The 15,546-nt window shown below is 37.7% G+C and carries 7 protein-coding genes; all 7 read right to left on the bottom strand.

The genetic code is table 11. The features are described 5' to 3' along the window. Nucleotides 1–13: 13 nt before the first annotated feature. A complete protein-coding gene (locus JIV24_RS02250; protein WP_200463375.1) occupies nt 14–2,458 on the bottom strand; it encodes a family 78 glycoside hydrolase catalytic domain in 2,445 nt (814 codons plus the stop codon). A 124-nt stretch (nt 2,459–2,582) separates the two neighbouring features. Further along, the gene (locus tag JIV24_RS02245; protein WP_200463374.1) at nt 2,583–5,513 is read right to left on the bottom strand and encodes a glycoside hydrolase family 2 protein; all 2,931 of its coding nucleotides are present in this window, start codon (nt 5,511–5,513) and stop codon (nt 2,583–2,585) included. A gap of 11 nt (nt 5,514–5,524) precedes the next feature. Beyond that, nucleotides 5,525–6,655, bottom strand: a complete 1,131-nt coding sequence (locus JIV24_RS02240) for a mandelate racemase/muconate lactonizing enzyme family protein (protein ID WP_200463373.1) — start codon at nt 6,653–6,655, stop codon at nt 5,525–5,527. 248 nt (nt 6,656–6,903) lie between these two features. Then, nucleotides 6,904–7,926, bottom strand: a complete 1,023-nt coding sequence (locus JIV24_RS02235; protein ID WP_200463372.1) for an L-rhamnose/proton symporter RhaT — start codon at nt 7,924–7,926, stop codon at nt 6,904–6,906. Nucleotides 7,927–7,968: 42 nt separating this feature from the next. Next, nucleotides 7,969–9,405, bottom strand: coding sequence for an NAD-dependent succinate-semialdehyde dehydrogenase (locus tag JIV24_RS02230; RefSeq protein ID WP_200463371.1), 1,437 nt, complete (start codon nt 9,403–9,405; stop codon nt 7,969–7,971). Nucleotides 9,406–9,615: 210 nt separating this feature from the next. Continuing rightward, on the bottom strand, nt 9,616–10,506 hold the full coding sequence (locus tag JIV24_RS02225; RefSeq protein WP_200463370.1) for an AraC family transcriptional regulator: 891 nt from the start codon (nt 10,504–10,506) through the stop codon (nt 9,616–9,618). A 488-nt stretch (nt 10,507–10,994) separates the two neighbouring features. Further along, nucleotides 10,995–14,990 carry a hybrid sensor histidine kinase/response regulator transcription factor gene (locus JIV24_RS02220; RefSeq protein ID WP_200463369.1) on the bottom strand — a complete coding sequence of 1,332 codons (3,996 nt, stop codon included), beginning with the start codon at nt 14,988–14,990 and terminating at the stop codon, nt 10,995–10,997. Nucleotides 14,991–15,546 lie beyond the last annotated feature (556 nt).

The raw sequence follows: 15,546 nt of genomic DNA, 5'->3' as shown, positions 1-15,546 counted from the left end.
TCTTAATTCCTTTTTAAAACGTAATCGTATATTTTCCTTCATTCAGACTAACAATTTCTTTATCGTCTGAAAGCTCCTTTTTATTCACTAACACCTTACTTTTGGAATTGAAACTCTTCACATCCAGGTCAATTGAAACCCCATCAGGTATTTCCACCATTAATTCTTTTGCTTTACCAGTATTCCACTCAATATGTATTTGTTCTTTGCCTACCGGGATAATCGCTTTTAGATTACGGATACCAGACGGAACATATTTCAATGTCCATCTCTTTAACCCTGGCTCAACAGGTTTAAGGCCATACAAGTACTCGGCGAACAATGCCGGAGGGAATGCACTCTCGGTTTGTGCATCGCTACGAGTTTTATGCGGTACAAATTTACCTGTACGACCAGAACCATGTAACCACCATTCTTCCCAAAGGGTTTGATTTGTATTTTCATCCAGCATATGCCCGAAGCGTTCATTAAATAAGTTAAACGATTCATGAACAAAGCCATATTCACACAAACCTTTATGAAGGTAATACGACATGGCCGGTGTTACCATTGTCATACCGGATGCACGCATGGCAAAATCATTGTTGTCCTTTTCTAAAATCTTTTGAGCAATGACTTCCCCTTGCTCCTCTGTTGCAATGTTTAATGCCAAAGCCATAGCATTGGCATGTTCACTCACTCTATTGGATTGTTTTCCTGCGACAACAGCATCAACAAACAGCCCTAAATCATGATTCCAAAATTGCTTTTTAAGACTATTTCTTAAAGAACGAGCCTTTGTTTTGTATGCCTCTGAATCAGCCTTATTCAAGCAATCTAATAATTCAGAATAATTCTCCAGAGCCTCGAGGTAGTGAGCATTAAAAGTAAAATTAGCTCCACTACGATCATTTAAGGCATGGTCGAGCCAATAAGAATAAGGCGGGCTATCAATTAAACCATTTTCATTGGTAAAGCCATCTAATAGATTTATCAATCGCTCAGCAGTGGGCAATAATTGCCTGACCATTTCAACATCTCCACTGTACAAGTAGTAATTATACAAGCTTTTTATCCAAAAGCAATTAGAGTCTAATATCACCATGTAGTCTTTTGTGGCTAATGGCGCATAAGCTGGCATGATACCATCGGCCATTTGCTCCTGTGCCACCTGAACGAGGTAACGGCGTTGCAATGCCATATCTCCAAAGGTGTAGTAGTTACCCAAGGCACCATAATATCCTGTTTGCGCATACTGTCGACGCTCACGGTAATTATCAGTTATGGCATCCGTTGTACAAACATCAATGGTTTTGGCAGTTGCCATAAAGTAATCATTCACCCAAGGTGCATCCTTTGATGCCATATGTCCTAGCATTTTAAAAGGATAAGAGATGCGTCGTAAAGCAATATTGTTGATTGTTACAGGGGCTCCACTATTTTCAACAAATATGGCCATGTAACGACAAGGTTTAAAGTAGGAAGCTTCCCACCTATCCTTCTTTCCCGATAAAACAATATTATCTTCATATTGAGCATCCACCAAACTGGCACAAAACTGATTCTCCAATATGTAAGGGGCACAGAGTATTTTAAGCTGTGTTCCAACCATACCCTGCACTTCCAATATTGGAAAACCATTCATCATTTCACCAAAATCAAATACTAACAAGCGGCCTTTTTCATGCTCTTCAAATGTTATTTCAAATGCTTCGTGCTTACTTATGCTTTTTCTGAGTTTTTTATCAACGCTTCCATCCAGAGTAATTTTATCTGAAACGATTGATTTTGGCCCTTTTACATAGCTTTTCACAAGAATCAATTCATCAGCTTTTACAAATGATTCATTTAGCATCGGAATATCACGCTTCACTAATTTTATCCATGGATTTATCAAGGTAGAGGGTTCAACTCCTTTTTGATGAGAAGGCCATCCCTCATTTCGAATAAGTTCTTTTGCCATTTTCCATCTTGAATCATCATATTCAGGTTTAAACCAATTGTGTTCATAACTGCGCATATCAACCACATCTACAACATCACGCTGAAAACGGCTAATAGCATTTGAATTTTTATCCCAACTAACATCCTCAGTCAATCGCCATGAGTTATCAGAAACAAGCTCTAGTTCATCTAACTCCAACTGCACCAACAGGCCAGCCCGTGCTTCAAACTGATAAGAATGTGCTCCTGGTTCAAAAACAGCCCTGACTGCAACAAGGTTGTTTCCTTTTTTCAAATATGGTTGAATATCGATGTAATCGTATGATTGATGATGAGCAGCGCTTCGTGCTGGTCCACGATTAATGTATGAACCATTAATGTATAGTTGGTAAAAATCAGATGCGCTTATCTTTATAATCGCCTTATCGGGTATTGTATTTAGTTCGATGTCCTTTCTGGCCAAAACAGCCTCAGCTTTCAGTTCTTCATTCGCCCATATCCATTTGGCAGACCATTGTTTTTCTGATGCTGACATCAGTATTATATTGAATAATAGCACAAACGATAGTAAGATATGCTTTATCATCTCATTTTCTTTAAATAGACAATGCTGCACTATAGCATGAGCTATTGGCAGCATTAAGTCATTAATAATTTAATTATTGAGCCTTTGAATGGGCATAATTCATCATATTATACAAGAGCTTCTCTGCTACCGGATCTTTATCCAGGAAGTCAATAATTCGTAAGGTTGACATGAGCATTTGACCTTCACCAATATTAGCCTCCAACACATCAGCTGCCCACCATACTTCTCCGGGGCCATTGTAATGTCGCCTCATATCATCATGGTTTGGGAAATGATCATAACCAATCATTCCGGCAATGTAAGTCCCTTCTTGTTTACACATAGCCTCAACAGGATGAATATTTTCATAAACGCCATGCATAATCATATTTGTAGGCAAACCTTCAAAAACAGGATGTTCGGTAACTATATGTGTTTTGGCTGCCCATCCACCTCGGGTCGCCCACTTAGCAAACATCTCGGCTTTTAATGGCAAAGACTCAACACTTACTTCTTCTAATACGCGGTTAAATCCTGGTACTCTGTTACCCGTTGTTTCCAAAAAGACGGCGTAACCACCTTTTTTCACAAAGGCTTTTACATCTTCAGCTTTCTTTGTATAAATCTTATTCTTCTTATTGGCTTTTCCGACTATTACAGGTATATCAACACTAAGTGATTGACTAAAATCTACATATCTAATTCCCATAGCGTCCAGGAAGGCTTTTAAACTTCCTTCTGTATCAACGACTGCTACTTTGTATTCAGGCTTCTTCAGTTCTTCTGCAGAAAATACATCGAAAGGCTGTTTATTAGAGGTGATCAGCTTTCCATTTATATCGCTGATGCTAACATGCACAGTATAGGATCCAGAAAAACCTTTAGTATCTAATTTTAGATCGATAAAGCTTGAGATGCCAGTTGCAAACTTGGTATTAAATGATTCAGTCCACACCACCTTTTTGGAAGCATCCAGTATCTGTACTTCTACAGAAGCCATTTCATCACTTAATTCACTTACACCAAACACTTGTAACTGAGCACCTTTTTCAGCATATACATTGCGTGGTAATATGCGGATTGGTGCTATTTGAGGTTGATTAGCGGCTTTGGTTAAATCATATACCAATGTTTTTGGATTGCGCCACAGGTCTAATAACCCGGCACCAATTACCCAGTCGCCGCCAACCAATGCATGTACACAGTAGCCCTTTACCGTAGAATTTAAGCGTGTGGCCTCCAACATGCGTTTATTGGCCATACCGTGCATTTTCTGTTCTTCCATATATAGGTCACGTACATTAGGATATATCTTGTCAAATCCGGCTTTCTTTAATGCATTAATATAGCCTTCATTCAATTCTCTATGGTAGACCGTCGGCGCGACGATTGGATTACCTTCCTTCTCAAACGCTTTATTGTTCGCAATTAAATCAGGCGTACTTCCATACCCCACTTCCGATAGGTAGGTCATCATACCAGGTACCACATGCTTTCCATAGCTTTTGGTACCTGCTAAGCCTAATGCCTTTTTCTCTTCCTTTGTTTTAGCTGTTGCCAGGTAACCATCAAACTCTTCCTCACAAACTTGTGAACCACTGTAATGATGAATATCATTGAACTTTTTGGGCGTACGCTCATAAGGCAGATATATATTGGCTCCTTCACCCCAACCTCCTGATTCGTCAAGAATCATGCGTGTTGGATCTAACTCCCTTGCTAATACAGACATCGAATTTAACATCTGTGCTAAAATGGGGCGATTAATTTCATTGAATAACTCCCATTGCACAATACACGTACGGTTACGGTTATTAAGTATTGTTTCTCTCACCTCATTTTCAACAACATGAGATAATCGAGGAGTAGAAATTGGCCGTAACATACACTCCGTTACTAAACTCCCAACCGTTAGCACTCCTAATGAGTCACATAAGTCTAACCACATTGGAGGAGCCGGTTTACGCCATGGGCGGATCATATTGAAGCCAGCTTCTTTGGCCAAGCTAATTTCTTTGATGGCCATCTCCCGGCTATCAGGATAAGCCAATTTAACAGGGTATAAACCTTCAAAAAAAGCTGCCTTAAGATATAAAGGCTTGCCATTTAAGATGAATACATCATTTTCAACTGAAAATTCGCGCATCCCAAACTGGTGTGACCATTGATCCTCAACAACCTGCTTATCCATCACTTCCACAAGGACTTTGTACAGGTAAGGATTATCCATTGACCAATGATTAACATCTTCAATTTTTAGTGACCATGTTAATTCATTTTTACCCGGATAAGCTTCTATACTTTCCTGATTACTTGCGACCACTTTTCCTTTAGCGTCAACTATATTAACCAATAACTCCTTAGTACTTTTAGTGGCATCAGTATTATTAAGAATCATATTCAACACTGCTTCATCAGATGCAATATGTGGCTCAATAAATACATCGGCCAGGTGCGTATGGCCTTTGGCACTTAGCTGAACCCCTTGCCATATACCACCAGTGATGGCCCCTCGCCACATGGGCACTTCCTGACGGCCCATACCATCAATGCGTTTATCGGTTAAGATGATTGGGCTAACCACTCTTACCATGATTGAATTTTCCTCTCCGAATTTCAGTAACTTATCGATACGAAAACTAAATGGCGTGTAACCACCTTCGTGAAAGCCAACCACCTGATCGTTCACCCACACTTCTGAATAATAGTTAACGGCGTCAAAATCTATTTCAACAATTTTACCTTCCCAACTGGCTGGAATGTCAAATTTTCGGGTATAAAAACCAACTCCTTCATAATTCTCCTCGGTCTCTTCCCAGCATGAAGGCACTTCAATTTCTTTACTTTGCAGCTTGGTGAATTCTTTATCCAGGTACCATTTCTTCTCAATACCTTCGTTAAGATCATCGAATACGATGTTCCACGTGCCATTTAGTGAGAGGGTATTTTTATCTGATTGAGCACAGGCTACTGTTGGCATCAACAATAACAAGGTCAAAATATTTGTAACAAACTTAGTCATCTACTTCTTAATTAATCAATAACATATTTAGCAAGGACTTCCATATTTACATCTACACCTAAACCAGGTGTGTCAGGCACATGCAAGTATCCATTCTTGGGTACTATCAATGGTTCAGTCATCACATCTCTTAATTCATTCTCTGATCGATCAAGCTCCATCCATGGCGTTGATTCAAACATTCTACCCGGAACCACATCTAAATTAGAAATCAAGTGCATGGCTGCGTATAAGGCAATACCAGTACCCCAACTGTGCGGAACCACCTCAACGCCAAAAGTATTAGCCATAGCTGCTATTTTTTTCACTTCAGTTATACCTCCTGCTGCTGCAATATCGGGCTGAGCAACATCGACTGACAGGTTTTGGAATAGTTGCAAAAATCCGTAACGAAGGTATTCACACTCACCACCCGCGATTGGTATATGCGTTCTATCACGCAGCTGCTTGTAACAGCTATAATGTTCTGGTGAAACTGGTTCTTCAAACCACGAGATGTTTAGGTGTTCAAGTTTTCGAGCCAACAGTGCTGCTTCTTTCAATGAATAAGCATGATTGGAATCAATCATCAGCTCCATATTCTCACCAATGGCCTCACGAATAGCGGTGACATACTCCACATCTTTTGCAATACCCAGACCCACTTTCATTTTCAGTCCTTTGAAACCTTGCGTTTTATAATCAATGGCTTCTTTAACCAATTTTTGTTTAAGGTTATCACTTTGTGTAAAATAAAGGCCCGTAGCATATGGTTTTATCTTTTCTCTTTTTCGTCCACCTAATAACGATGAAACCGGCAAGCCAAAATGTTTGCCTTTGATGTCCCATAAAGCAATATCAATGGCGCTTAATGCAGCCATCATCACACCTCGTCGTGCATAGTCCAATGAACGGCGATACATGGTTTGCCATACATTCTCATGCTCAAGGGCATTCATCTCAATGATAAATGGTTTAAAAAATTCAATACCTTCTTTTACCAAATGAGCTGGCCCATAGCCTTCTCCCCAGCCATAAGTTCCATCTTCAGCAGTTACTTTTACAAGGCAAATAGTTCGCGTCTTATATTCCCATTGCGAGAAATAAAACGGTTCATTTAGTTCCTGGCTAACAACAAAGGGCTCTATTTTAATTATCTTCATTTTATCTTTCTAAATAGTGGCAATAAGAAAACACCAACAACAGCGTTACGTTTGCTGGAAAACACTCATTTACACAAGTTAAACTCCGTTTTATTTTGGTAATTTCTGAAACGATTAAGAATACTCAATTCTTTCTCGTTCCGATGTTTTTGACATTTTTTATGAAGCCACTTAAAATACACGAGTTTTCTTAGAAGCACTTAATAAATTGGCTGACAAATAACTCTGCCAGCCAACAAAATATTTTCTTAAACCACGTTGGCATAGCCCAGAATAATGCTGGCAATAATCAACACTGCTAATCCCAATATCAGGGTTTTAAATGGTTTAGCTGCTCCTTGCCATTCACCGGCTCTGTAGGCCCAAAAATTACTTACAATCAGTGATAAACCTAATAACATTGGCCATCCTATTACTCCGCCAATTGGTCCTATAAGTGCAGCTCCCTGACCATATACGCCCAATGCTCCAAACCAGAAAATACTAGCCAAGATTGCCCAACGATAGGCCTTAGCAGAACCCTTAACCCGGAATGAACTCCATGATTTGTTTTTGAACAGTAAGAAGATGGCATAGCCTGCGTTCATAATGAATGCACCAATTAATACAACAACCCAGGCTGCAAGACTTGCATTTCTATCAATGGCGCCCATCGATTCAGCCAGTTTTGCAATAGGAGTCGCTTCAACAAATCCAACATTTAATAAAGCTGATAAAACACCACAGCTAACAGCAATGAGTATTCCTTTGACGATATTTGACTTATCTCCTGAAACCTCAGCAGTCATTTTATCTTTATCAATACCCGCTTTGGCTGTAATAGCAACACCAACTAATGTAATGACCAACCCTGCAATTACATAAGGAAATTGAGGTAAAGATGTTGAATTTTCCATGCGTAATAATGGAATTAAAGCACCAACAGAACCGGCTAAGCCCATTACTATTCCCATGGTTAATGATAAACCAATATAGGGCACACTTACTCCAAATAGTATTCCTCCAATTCCCCAAAGAAATCCGAAAAACATGGCGATAAGTACAATATTTTGCATTTCAGGATTTGAAAAGGATGTGCCTAAAACATCGCACAAATCAGGCACGGCCAGGTAAGCCCAACCCATTGGCAAAAGAATCATGGCAATTATGACGTGAACCAGCCACCAAGATTCCCATTTTAGGGGGGCCATATATTTCATTCCTAGTCCAAAAGATCCTTGGAAAATACTGGCAAAAATTATTAGCAGAAAAGGAAAAAACATTGCTTCCATAATGTGATTTTTTAAAACTGTAGATTTATATTTTGGATTGTTTTATTTAGCAATAGAGATTCGTTTTTTAACAAGGTAATCGTCTAATGCTAAATGAGAGCAATCATAACCAATACCACTATTCTTTATTCCGCCATGAGGCAAATAAATCGAATACTTCACACCATTCACCTGAACCTCACCAAATTCCAGTTCCGCTATAAAGCGTTCTATACGATTATGATTATTGGTAAATATGTAAGATGCCAATCCATATTCGGTATCATTTGCCAGTTCCAACACTTCATCATCAGTGCTAAACTTAATAATTGGCGCCACAGGACCAAAAATCTCTTCCTGCACCACTCTCATATCTTTTGTAACACCAGACAGAACAGTTGGCTCTATCCAATTACCTTTTTCTTTTCCTTCTGGAACTTTTCCTCCAGCCTCAAGTGTTGCCCCTTTTGAAACAGCATCATCAACAAGTTCAAACATCCTATCTCGATCAGATCTGGTTACGACAGGTCCCATATCTGGTTTTTCATCCTTACCGAAACCTAGCTTTAAACTTTTAGCCCTTTGAATGTAGGCTGTAAGAAATTGTTCATAAATAGATTCATGAATAAAAATTCGGTTAGCCGCAACACAAATCTGTCCACTATTACCAAACTTCAAGCCTATTGCTAAATTCAGTGCCTGATCAAAATCAGCATCTTCAAATACAATAAAAGGTGCATTACCTCCTAACTCCATACTTAACTTCTTAATGGAAGTTGTACTATCAGCAATCACCCGCAAACCAGTTTGAGTAGAACCAATCATGGTGAGCACATTAGTCTGTTTACTCTTTGTTAAGACATTGGCCACATTGTTAATACTACCTGAAAGTATATTAACAACCCCTGCCGGAAAATTAATATCATGCATAATTTTACCAAGCATATATGCCGACAAAGGAGACAAAGATGACGGCTTGATTATTAAACTACATCCGGCAGCTAAAGCAGGCCCCAATTTAAACCCAACATTTAACAAGGGAAAGTTCCATGCCAAATAAGCCACAGCCACACCGGCAGGTTGATGCACCATTTTATGCGTATGTGTTCCTTCATAATCAGGAATTTGTTCATCCCTAAGGTTTTTCATGGCATTTGGGTACCACTCCAGACCATTAACCACAGCTTCGATATCTTCCCATGCACCTTCATAGGTTTTACCCATTTCGTGCACCATTGCCTGTCGCAGTAAATCCTCATTATCCAATACTGCCTGACGCAATTTCATCATCCATTCTGTGCGTTCTGCCAACGATAACTTTGACCAGTAGTTAAATCCCTTACGTGCTGCCTTAATTGCTCTTTCAGTATCGTCTATTGTTGCTTCAGCAATTTCGGCAACTGATTCACCAGTGGCCGGACAAATTACCTCTTTCTTTAGCTTATTACTGGAGTTAACGAGTTCTCCACCGATGTATAATTTATGATATCCAAAATTCATGATATATCTGATTTAAATGCTTTATCAACAGCTTATTATTTACTAAACAAATGTACAAGAACGATCAAGCAGAATTTTTTCAGTATTTATCTAACACTGACCACATTTTACCAATAGAACCAAAAAAATGACAGTTAAAACTAACTGCCATTTTTATTGGAATAGCATTTCCGGCTCAGCTACTCCTCTTATTGATTAATTTATATCTTATCAAGCAAAGCATGCTTGCACACTCAAACCTGTATTTAAAGTTTGGTATTTTCTTTTAAAATCACGTGGCGTAAGGCTCTTTAAATCTTTAAATACGCGATTAAAACTGGTTAATGAATTAAACCCGGTTTCGAAGCACACATCTGATATTGACTTATCGCCATTAATAAGTAGCTCGCAGGCTTTACCAATACGATATTCATTTAAGAATTGAAAAATAGTTTTATTTGTACGTGTTTTAAAAAATCGGCACAATGAATTAGGCGTCATTGCTGCTTCTTTTGAAATATGTTCTAAGGTTAAAGGATTAGTATAATTTGACGACACATATGAGATGATTCGATTAAGTCGTTGCTCTTCTGAATTTGACATAGGTAATGAAAATTCAGGACTTGCTAAAAGTTCCGTATCATTTTGATTTGCCAATATGTTTAAAACCTGAAGAAAAAGAATGATTTGCGAAGCAGGATCCGCGCTAATTAATGAAAGTAGCAAGTCATGAATTTGACCAAGTGACTTTTCACTGAATTTCACACCTCTTTGTGATAAATTAAATAAGCTTTTAATGCTATTAAACTCTGTCATCGACAATAAATTAAAAGCATTATGATTCGTATCAAATTTTATAATAATGGCATCCAAACCATCCAATTCAACTTCTTCACTATTCTTCCATAGGTGAGGTAAGCCTGCACCTACCAGCACTAAATCGCCTTTTTTAAACTCTGATAAGTTATCTCCTACAACACGTGAACCCTTCCCTTTTATATAATAAATTAACTCGTGTTCATTGTGATAGTGCCAATTATCTTCAAAGTGACGCTCGTTTATTCTTTCAATAACAAGGGCCTTTCTTCTTTCACTTTTAATGGATTTATATTTTAGCTTCATTTTAATTGGATTTTGGAAGTATCTAAGAAAACTGAATTGCTACTTTAATTTGTGAGCACTAGTAAAAGAATGGATAACAGAATAGCCAGAATAACGAAAAGGGCGTATTTGGTTACTTTTATTTTTTTTATTGATGATTTAATATCTCTATTTTCCATAGTATTATGAACCGATTTTAACTATTGCAAGATGTTGTACATTGATGAAAAACCAATGCTTCATCTATTCAATATTCATTTCTAATCTGTTCAATATTCACATCTTAAATTCTTCAAAAGATGTAGGTCAATTCGTCATCATTAAACATATTCATCTGAAACACTTACACTTGAAATTGCGAATAAGTAATTCATATCAGCCATTGACAATGGTTCAACACGCAGTAAAATCACCTACTTGAAAAGTTATAGGTCGACTAGTAGTTGTATTCAATCTTTAATAAAATCAAGCCAAATTCAGTTACAAATAACGCTTAAGCACATAGGCAACTAGGCATCTTTTTTACGATACTCACTTGGTGTTACTCCAAACTGTTCTTTAAAATTCTTTCTGAAACTAGCTGAATCCAGGTACCCTACCCGCTCAATAATTTCCGATACACTTAAGTCGGAATCTTTTAAAAGTTGAGCTGCTTTTTTCAGTCGAATAGATTTAATAAATCCAGCCGGTGTTTGATTGGTGGATTTCTTTATTTTTCGGTAAAAAGATGATGAACTCATCGCTAATTCTTTGGACAAGGCATCCGGTGTGAAATCAGGTAATTTTATATGTTTTTCTACAATTTTAACCGATCGCTCCAAAAACTGTGCTTCTTCCGAACTTATTTCTTCTTTCTTAGCCTCCAGAACAACCTTGCGCGAATACTTCTCTTTTAGCAATACTCTTGAGGCAATTAATTGTTTAATCTCTTCTAATAGCAATTCAGGATTGAATGGCTTTTTTATATATAAATCAGCTCCTTTTTGAGAGCCAAACAATTGCTCACTATCACTTCCTTTTGCTGTCAGTAATATCACCGGAATGTCCGATATCAAATCATTGGACTTAATTTTTTCACATAACTCATAACCGTCCATACGAGGCATCATCACATCTGATAATACTAATGCCGGTTTATATTTAATTGCCTTATCGAAACCATCTAAACCATCTTCAGATTCAACGATACTAAAAAACTCTCCAAGAAATTGTCGCAAGTAATCGCGTACTTCTCGATTATCTTCCACTATCAATATTGTAGCACCTTTGGTACCAGTATTAACCGAGACTTTTGAAACCGGTCTTTCTGGTTCTATTTGCAATACCGCGTGTTCGTTAATATTTACTAATCCATCTGTCGAAAAATGCTCCTTTCCTTTTCTTAAATAAACCGAAAAGATGATTGGCTCACCTTCAGTACTTGAAACACTAACTCGTCCTTTATGAAGCTCTACAAATGACTTTACGAGTTGCAAACCTATACCACTGCTTCCAATGGAACTACCACCCTTCACTTGGTAGAAGCGCTCAAACAAATGCTCTATTTCCGACTTTGGAATAGGCTTCCCCTCATTACAAATATCAATTCTAAAATACCCATCATCTTCTGTAACTATTACATCAACTTTGCCATTGGGCTCAACATGCTTAAATGCATTAGACAAGAGGTTCGTTAACACAATAGTGATTCGTTCAAAATCAAGATATACAGTTGTATTTTTAGCTTTATAATTGACCTTAAATCGAAAAGACTGCGTTTTTGCCAACTGTTTATATGCGAGGCAACTTTCATTGATCAATTGTTGTAAATTGACTTCACTAATTCTCAGTTCTAATTTACCAGATTCCATTTTTCTGAATTCCAATAGCTGATTCACCAAATTATACAAACGATTTGTATTGTGTCCAATCATCTGCATTCGTTCTTCGTAGAAGCTGGGTTTAATTTCTGAAAAATCTTTGTTGAGTAATTCTTTAACAGGCGCCTGAATAAGTGTGAGTGGTGTTCTGAATTCATGCGATATATTTGTAAAGAAGCGTAGCTTATAATCGTTTATTTCCTTTATTTGATCATTTTGTAAACGTCCGAGCTTGAGTGCATTCTGCAATCGTTCCTGCCGAACAACAGTACGGATAATAACCAATACTACCAATAGAATAAACAGAACATATGCGAAGATAGCATAGATACTTTTCCAAGGTGCGGGTAACACCTTTATAGTAATCTCTTTCAGGCTATTACTCCAAATTCCATTACTATTCGTTCCTTTTATCTGTAGTTTATAAGTATCTGGTTTTAGGTTACTAAATGATATTTCGCGCATATTTCCTAAATCGTGCCAGTCAGAATCATAAGGGATAAGGCGATAAGTATATTGGTTTTTATCAGGCGCTTTGTAATCAAGCGATGCCACTTGAAATGAGAATTCCATTTCCTTATGAGATAGCGTTAATTCATCAAGGTCGTTGATGTTTGACTTTAATAAACCATCATTATCACCTACTTTAATCACTTGGTTTAAAACTTTGAAAGCAGACACAACCAGTGGCGATTCGTATTTATTAATATTAATATCATCAGGCTTGAAATAGCTGAGCGAAGTATAACCACCGAAATAAATGGTTCCATCAGCATTTTTATAGTACGCTCCTTCAGAATAACTAAGGTCTCCAATCCCATCCGCTTTACCAAAATTAAGCACCTGACCGTTCTTTGGGTTCAGGGACGAAATGCCTGCATTGGTCGAACACCATATCATTTCATTATCTCCTACCACAATTCCGTTGATATAATCATCGGCTAAGCCTTGTGCTTTATTGTAAGTTTGAAGCTTAGATAAACCTGACAATTGCAGCTGATGAAGGCTACAAGGGGTGCCAAACCAAAGGTTTCCACATTTATCGAGTTCTAAACACAAAATGATATCACATGCCAGGGCCGAAGAAATACCCAGGTCCTTTAATGATAAGAAGGTTGAATCGTGCGGATTAAATCGAAAAAGCCCTTTGTAGGTAGCGAACCACATATTACCAGATAAATCCTTCCGAATAGCTGTTACGCGGTTATCACCAAGCATTCCATCTTCTTCTCCGCTAACAAAATGTTTAATCAATCGATATTTTGATTCATGTTGTTCAAACAAAAACACCCCCCTTTGTTGTGTTCCTATCCAAAGTTTATCATCATCGAAGAACAGCTGATGCACCTTTCGAACCCTCTTAAATTCATCTTGTTGGAATAAATCAACAACAGGCACTAGTCGGAAACTCCCATCCTTATCTTCAATAGTGAAAATTCCTTCTTCAAAGCAGACCCATAAATTATTATCAGGATCCTTGTTAATGGTCTTTACAGTGCCATTTTTTAGAACTTGGCTTGCCCCAACACTATGAAATGTATTTTTATCTTCGGTATAAAATAGTCCATTGCCGTTCGTTCCAACCCAGGTTATACCTTCATCATCAACACAAACAGCGTTAATATGGCTAATATTCTGTTTGTCATAATCAATAACTTTTACACTATTGAAATTATTCTTTGGAGATAATCGAACAATACCTCCCTGAGTGGCTAACCATAAATCCCCTACCTTATCTTCGAAAATATCTCTTATAACACGGTAGTCAACTGGTGCTGATTGTGCATTACCAGGGTAAATATCCACTTTGTTAAACACTTTGTTCCCTTTATCGAAATGGAAAAAACCTTCGCCCCATGTACCAATCCATAAACGGCCTTTGGTATCATTGAGTACACTATAGTTCCGTGCACTACTCGTCAGGTTATTTACATAGACATCCGATTCGAGTGTTTTATAATTGACTTTCATTAATTCTTGTGTCCATCCCAAAGTCCAAAGGCATTCATTTTTTGTATCCACCGTTATTGAGGTGATACTTTTCCCACCGTAATTAATTAACTGCCCATTATTTGTAATATATTTTAATCCAGTACTGGATCCCACCCAAACTTTACCATCTGCCGTCTCCGCAAAGTCCCTGACCTGTCCTGCATCTTTAAAGTGGATAATAGTATCACGCTTAATACAAACAATACCATTACTCCAGGAACCAATCCAAGTATTTCCTTTACTATCTTCAAAAAATGAAAGCACCCGGCTTAGACCATAATTCGTTGTAAGCTCAAATTCTTTAAATGTTTCTTGTGAATTGATATATTTTGATGGTCCTCCAGATTTTAAACCGATATAGATTTCTTCCGAAGAGTTTAAGAATAAGCTTTCAATTGAGGGGTTTGTAATGCTGGTAGAATCCTGTGCTAATGGCTTAAAATGCTTAAATTCATAACCATCGTAACGATTTAACCCACCACGTGTACCAAACCACATAAAACCATACTGATCCTGAACTATAGACGTCACTTCATTATGAGACAAGCCATCTTCAACAGACAAAAAACTTAATTGGTAATTATCTATTGATGAATACACTAATACATGATTCAACAAGATAATTCCGATGAGCAGTAAACGTATCTTTACCATTATTTTCTTTCGGCAGTGGTGATTTTCGATCAGAAAGATAAGTAATTACTCTTAAATATCACCACTCAATGGTTACTTAGATAAATTACTTAGGAACAACCTGTAAAGTTACTTTCAAGACAATACTCTTCGGTATTATCATCAGCATAAATTGAGTTCCTTCGGAATGTACCAGTGTTTACTATGAGACTTCTTCACAGGCGCTTCATGTCATGTTCGTGCCACCTTCGGCTTAACTACGCTCCCAGCGAGGTTGATACGTTGCAGGTACGAAGGGAGTACCTTGTTGGTTCCTTTATGAATTATAGCTATATCTAAACATATGAGTCAAGCAATCTCTTATGGAGGAGACTGATAAACGTTTTACCTATCTACTTGCCCGATACAGAATTTTCTAAAAGTTCATTTTTAGATAGTTGCAGCGTTCACGTTGTAAATATTGCGTAAAGATTATAAAACCGTGTTTTTCACTAGAAACATTGCTATTACAGCGTTATGAGGCAATTCTCACCTACTTTTAAAGCTTTAGAAATTTTAGAAAAAACGAACGGCATCT

It is taken from the genome of Carboxylicivirga marina (assembly GCF_016612505.1).
GTDB lineage: Bacteria > Bacteroidota > Bacteroidia > Bacteroidales > Marinilabiliaceae > Carboxylicivirga > Carboxylicivirga marina.
Note: the sequence above shows the minus strand (reverse complement) of the source record. Positions and strands in the feature narration are given on the sequence as shown.